Annotated in this window: 1 protein-coding gene; it reads left to right on the top strand. The window is 70.9% G+C overall.

Translation table 11 applies throughout. The features are described 5' to 3' along the window. Positions 1 to 116: 116 nt before the first annotated feature. Positions 117 to 1,196 (top strand): alkaline phosphatase family protein (locus tag MJ783_RS15965; RefSeq protein WP_370651649.1); only part of this gene is annotated, 1,080 nt, incomplete at its 3' end.

Below are 1,196 nucleotides of genomic sequence, written 5' to 3'. Positions count from 1 at the left end.
GCCGGACGTTCATCCAGGGCCTGCCGGCGGCGGCCGCCAAGCGCCTTTCTGAAATATCAGGGGGCGTTGATCGGAATGTCTCCTGGCGGGCCATGGCGTGCCGGTAGTGTTTGATCGTGCCCAGCAGCCAGCGCACGTTCCCGGTCCAGACCGGTGCTCACGACACAGCCCTGACCGCGGGCAATCAGGTCCGCGTCAGGGCTGATGGTGACAACCTGTCCGCCGCGGTCGCCGTCCTGACCCACCCGGATCTCGCCGGCATCGTGGATGTCGTCGCGTGGGTCCGTGACGGCTGGCTCACCGTCGCCAACGCTGGCGGCGCTTCCAGGGTTGCCCTCGCCGACCCGACCGGCCCCTGGCAGGTCCTGCGCGGGCACGATCCGGTGGCCGTGCAGGACCCGATGCACGGTGTTCCCATGGACGCGGCGCTGGATGATCCGTCACCGCCGAACAGCCGCAACTCCTACCCGCTTGCCGGCGTACGGCTCGCCTCGGCCTTCGCCGATCCGCACCGGTCACCGGACATCGTGGTCGTCCACAGCGCCGCGCACCACTGGCCGGAACGCGGCGGCCACCTGGGTGAGCACGGGTCGCTGGACGCGGGCCAGTCCCGGGCACCGCTGCTGCTGTCCGGGGCCGGGGTCCGTGGGCGGGGCATGCTCGACCGCTTCGCCCGCACCGTTGACATCGCGCCGACCCTGGCGTTGCTGGCCGGGGCGTCCATGACGGGCCCGCAAGGGGCAGAGATCGACGGCCGGCCGCTCGCGGACCTCTGTGAGCCGGGCGCCCGCCATGTCGTCGGGCTGCTCTGGGATGGCGCGAACTGTAATGATCTGCTGAACATGGCCGGCACGGGTGAGCTGCCGGCCGTTGCGCGCCTGCTGGCGCGGGGGTGTGCCCTGGCCGGTGGTGCCATCGCCGAGTTCCCGAGCGTCACGCTCACGAACCACACCTCGGCGCTGACCGCGGTGGGCCCGGGACGGCACGGCATCCTGAACAACGTCTACTTCGACCGCGAGACCGGGCGCCGGATCATCGCCAACGACTCGTCCACCTGGCATGTGGCGTGCGACCAGCTCCGGGACGGCGTATGGACGATTTTCGAGGCGATCGCGGCGGCACGTCCGGGCGTGTCGACGGCGTGTGTGAACGAGCCGGTCGACCGGGGCGCGACCTATTCGACTTTCGCGCTGGTC

It is taken from the genome of Protofrankia sp. Cj3 (assembly GCF_917627355.1).
In the GTDB taxonomy this organism is placed as follows: domain Bacteria; phylum Actinomycetota; class Actinomycetes; order Frankiales; family Frankiaceae; genus Protofrankia.
This window is presented reverse-complemented; position numbering and strand designations above follow the sequence as displayed.